General features: G+C 50.8%; 1 protein-coding gene, 2 rRNA genes and 2 pseudogenes. 2 read left to right on the plus strand and 3 right to left on the minus strand.

Translation table 11 applies throughout. The features are described from left to right. Positions 1–552 precede the first annotated feature (552 nt). Positions 553–3,449: ribosomal RNA gene (locus MN186_RS02325) — 23S ribosomal RNA — on the plus strand. 211 nt (positions 3,450–3,660) lie between these two features. Next, a 5S ribosomal RNA gene (gene rrf, locus MN186_RS02330) occupies positions 3,661–3,775 on the plus strand. Between the two features lie 228 nt (positions 3,776–4,003). On the opposite strand, the gene MN186_RS02335 is transcribed toward rrf, so the two are convergent. From MN186_RS02335 to MN186_RS16410, 3 genes and pseudogenes are all read right to left on the minus strand, one after another. After that, positions 4,004–4,384 (minus strand): hypothetical protein, encoded by a 381-nt coding sequence (locus tag MN186_RS02335; protein ID WP_242111258.1) that lies wholly within the window; start codon positions 4,382–4,384, stop codon positions 4,004–4,006. A 56-nt stretch (positions 4,385–4,440) separates the two neighbouring features. Further along, positions 4,441–4,788 (minus strand): annotated as a pseudogene (locus MN186_RS02340) (IS3 family transposase); the annotation flags it as partial. A 43-nt stretch (positions 4,789–4,831) separates the two neighbouring features. Further along, positions 4,832–4,930, minus strand: a pseudogene (locus MN186_RS16410) (transposase); the annotation flags it as partial. Between the last annotated feature and the right edge of the window lie 70 nt (positions 4,931–5,000).

Genomic DNA, 5,000 nt, shown 5'->3' on the forward strand with positions numbered 1-5,000 from the left:
TATTTGACGCAGTCAAATGTCCCGAGAGCGTCCCGCAGGATCACCCCGCAAAATCACGGATCAAATCAGCAAGTACTTTCCGAGTATTTGCTCATTCGATCCGATCGAATGCAGCTGACTTTGCAAGAAGTTCAGCGTCTTTTACATCGTATAGAGAGAAATAAACAACATTGTTGGCCACACGCGTGTGTGTTGGCCTCAGCGTGGTTCCTTCCGCATCATTATCGCCGCAAGGTGCTGGTGGCGCGGGTTCAAGGAAGGCTTTTTAGCGACCCTTTCCTCGGTTGCTTTAAGGTATCCCGCCTGAAACGACGATGTTGTCCAAGTCAAGTACACTAACCAACGTTCAGGTCCGCAGCACGGATCTGGACGCGTTCAAACGTAAGTTTGGACATGTGCTTCTTAACGGATCAAAGACCGACATCTGCGATCTGGTTCTTCGGAACAGTTAGGAAGCGCGGGAAAGTATGCTTTTGGTCCAGGTTGCCCGCCCAATTAATTTTGGTGGGGTAAGAGGTCAGATATACAAAAGGTCTGTCTTCTTCTGGATCAAATCAAGCGCGAGAAGGGCGTTTGGTGAATGCCTTGGCAGTAAGAGGCGATGAAGGACGTGATACTCTGCGATAAGCTTTGGGAAGGTGAGAATAGCCGTTATACCCAGAGATTTCCGAATGGGGCAACCCACCTGACAGTTTGATATAATTGCCCATCGTGGCAGCTTATATCTTTCTGAGACAGGTATTTATAGACTGAATACATAGGTTTATAAAAGCAAACCCGGGGAACTGAAACATCTAAGTACCCGGAGGAAAGGACATCAATTGATACTCCCCTAGTAGCGGCGAGCGAACGGGGACCAGCCGAGCCTTGAGTGTGGATAGAATGTGTTGGAAAGCACAACCAGAGTGGGTGACAGTCCCGTATATGAAGCATGATAGGACGTATTAAGTAGGGCGGAACACGTGAAATTCTGTCTGAAGATCGGAGGACCACCTTCGAAGGCTAAGTACTCCTTACTGACCGATAGTGAACCAGTACCGTGAGGGAAAGGTGAAAAGCACCCCGACGAGGGGAGTGAAACAGTACCTGAAACCGAACGCCTACAATCAGTCGGAGGCCCCTTGCGGGCTGACGGCGTACCTTTTGTATAATGGGTCATCGACTTGGTCTATCTAGCAAGCTTAAGCCGTTAGGTGTAGGCGCAGCGAAAGCGAGTCTTAATAGGGCGTCGAGTTAGATGGATCAGACCCGAAACCGAGTGATCTAGGCATGGCCAGGTTGAAGGTGCAGTAACATGCACTGGAGGACCGAACCCACTTCTGTTGAAAAAGAACGGGATGAGCTGTGCCTAGGGGTGAAAGGCCAATCAAACTCGGAGATAGCTGGTTCTCTGCGAAATCTATTTAGGTAGAGCGTCATACGAATACTCTCGGGGGTAGAGCACTGAATGGGTAATGGGGGCCTACAGCCTTACTGATCCTAATCAAACTCCGAATACCGAGAAGTACTATATGGCAGACACACAGCGGATGCTAACGTCCGTTGTGGAGAGGGAAACAACCCTGACCTACAGCTAAGGCCCCTAATTCATGGCTAAGTGGGAAAGCAGGTGAGACGACCAAAACAACCAGGAGGTTGGCTTAGAAGCAGCCATCCTTTAAAGATAGCGTAACAGCTCACTGGTCTAAATTAAGTTGTCTTGCGGCGAAGATGTACCGGGGCTCAAGCCATGAGCCGAAGCTTAGGGTGTGCACTTTGTGCATGCGGTAGCAGAGCGTAGTGTGACATAGTTCCATGTCTCTTAACTCATTTGTTGTATTGTTTTGTCTGTTTGAGGCTGGTCCTCAAGTAGCGAAGCGGTAGGACATCAAAAATGAGTGTCGGAGACACGGAGCTTTCTGTGAAGCGGGCGCGTGAGCGATCCCGTGGAGAGATCACTAGTGAGAATGATGACATGAGTAGCGACAAACAGGGTGAGAGACCCTGTCGCCGAAAATCCAAGGGTTCCTGCTTAAAGCTAATCTGAGCAGGGTAAGCCGACCCCTAAGGCGAGGCCGAAAGGCGTAGTCGATGGGAACCAGGTTAATATTCCTGGGCCATGAGGTGGTGACGAATCTCGGAGGTAGTTCATCCTTATTGGATTGAATGGGCTGCTGAGAGGTTCCTGGAAATAGCCCCTCTATTAGATCGTACCCTAAACCGACACAGGTGGATAGGTAGAGCATACCAAGGCGCTTGAGAGAACGATGTTGAAGGAACTCGGCAAAATACCTCCGTAAGTTCGCGAGAAGGAGGCCCAGTTTCTACGCAAGTATTGACTGGGGGCACAAACCAGGGGGTGGCGACTGTTTACTAAAAACACAGGGCTCTGCGAAGTCGTAAGACGACGTATAGGGTCTGACGCCTGCCCGGTGCCTGAAGGTTAAAAGGAGAGGTGCAAGCCTTGAATTGAAGCCCAGGTAAACGGCGGCCGTAACTATAACGGTCCTAAGGTAGCGAAATTCCTTGTCGGGTAAGTTCCGACCTGCACGAATGGCGTAACGACTTCCCCGCTGTCTCCAACATCGACTCAGCGAAATTGAATTGCCTGTCAAGATGCAGGCTTCCCGCGGTTAGACGGAAAGACCCCGTGCACCTTTACTACAGCTTCACACTGGCATCAGGCACAATTTGTGCAGGATAGGTGGTGGGCTTTGAAGCAGGAACGCCAGTTTCTGTGGAGCCTCCCTTGAGATACCACCCTAATTCTGTTTGATGTCTAACCGCGGTCCGTTATCCGGATCCGGGACCCTGTGTGGCGGGTAGTTTGACTGGGGCGGTCGCCTCCTAAAGAGTAACGGAGGCGCGCGAAGGTTGGCTCAGAGCGGTCGGAAATCGCTCGTTGAGTGCAATGGCAGAAGCCAGCCTGACTGCGAGACTGACAAGTCGAGCAGAGTCGAAAGACGGCCATAGTGATCCGGTGGTCCCGAGTGGAAGGGCCATCGCTCAACGGATAAAAGGTACGCCGGGGATAACAGGCTGATACTGCCCAAGAGTCCATATCGACGGCAGTGTTTGGCACCTCGATGTCGGCTCATCTCATCCTGGGGCTGGAGCAGGTCCCAAGGGTACGGCTGTTCGCCGTTTAAAGAGGTACGTGAGCTGGGTTTAGAACGTCGTGAGACAGTTCGGTCCCTATCTGCCGTGGGTGTAGGATACTTGAGAGGAGTTGCCCCTAGTACGAGAGGACCGGGGTGAACGTTCCACTGGTGGACCAGTTGTCGTGCCAACGGCAGTGCTGGGTAGCTATGAACGGACAGGATAACCGCTGAAGGCATCTAAGCGGGAAGCCCCCCTCAAAACAAGGTATCCCTGAGGACCGTGGAAGACTACCACGTCGATAGGCCGGAGATGTAAGCGCAGCAATGCGTTCAGTTGACCGGTACTAATGGTCCGATAGGCTTGATTTGATCCAGTAGAAGATAGATCACCGCGATCACGTAAAGAGAGCGGTACAAAACGATACTGATAAATCAAAAGCATACACACCAGTGTACTGACTTGGAACCGGCGGTAAGCGACCTCAATCGGGGTGGCTATCGGCATTTGCTGTGCAAACGCCTGCCGCCGTTGATCGATATTTTGCAACGCAAAAATCGATCAACTTGGCTCTTTATTCGGTTTGGTGGTCACAGCACAAGTGAAACACCCGATCCCATCCCGAACTCGGAAGTTAAGCACTGTCGCGCCGATGGTACTGCGTCTCAAGACGTGGGAGAGTAGGTCGCCGCCAAACCTAATAAAAAGCCAAGAATCTCTCAATACGATGATAAAATAATCAAAACAAACAGCCCCTAAAATAACGGTAGTCCCGGCAGACAAACCGTATAAAACGACGAAAGCTGATCCATCCAAGATGCCAAGCTGCGCCAAGCGGCGTATCAACCCAAAGGCATCCGGTCCCAGGTGCGTGAAAAATCAGGGGCAGTCAGGTGGAAGATGATGTAGCGCTTTTACATTTGTATCAATCATAGAAGAGATCATGAAGGAACTCTAATTCCTTCGCTGATGCCCCTTTCTCTGTACTTGATAGTAGAATCTCTTCATCGCCTTTTTTAATCGTCAACCGCAAATCATATTCTCGCAATTCTTCACTGATAACATCGGCACCATCGAGGATCGTAAGCACGGAAAACAGAGTCATTCTCGTTGCTTCTTCGACAACGGTCCCAATCATTTTCTTATCGTATTCAGTGAGACCATTGTACCATTCCGATAGCACAACATCATTGGGATCAGGGCGTCTACCTACGGGTTCGCTTAGGCTTTCCTGCACGGTTCGGGGAACTTCCAAAGAGACACTGGCCTTCAAATCGGCAACAAATTTACTGGCGGAGTACGTCATATGAGTGTCCTTCCTGCTATTTGTTCATCTCATCATACTGAGGTGCCCCTAGTTTCCTAGACGCCTGCGTTGTTCATTTTCTTTTGTTTGATTTCATAGTCAACCGGCGACAGCATGCCGTTGTTGGTGTGCTTGCGGTTTGGGTCGTAGAACATCTCGATGTAATCAAACACATCCAGCCTTGCAGCGTCACGTGTGAGGTACGTCCGCCGCCTGATGCGCTCCCGTTTCAACAACTGAAAGAAACTCTCGGCCACAGCATTATCATGGCAATTCCCACGTCTACTCATACTGGCGTCCAGATTGTGTTTGCCAAGGAACGATTGCCACTCCCCACTTGTAAACGGTGAACCTTGGTCGGAGTGAATCATGACCTTCTGCTTTGGTTTGCGCCGCCAAACTGCAAAACTGTCCGAGAAGGTGGGACCACTTCATGGTGCTGATCCCCAGCCGCTCCGCCACCTCGCTCACCGCGTAACCACGATCAACAACCTGCGCCACAGCGTCCTGTTTGAACTCGTCTGTAAACCGTATTCCCTTGTTCATATCCGTCTCTCCTTGGTTCCAAAACTACCAAGCAAAGCGTCTACTAATCTAGGGGCACCTCAGCCTGGCC

Source organism: Aliiroseovarius sediminis (assembly GCF_022678485.1).
GTDB classification, from domain to species: Bacteria; Pseudomonadota; Alphaproteobacteria; order Rhodobacterales; family Rhodobacteraceae; genus Aliiroseovarius; species Aliiroseovarius sediminis.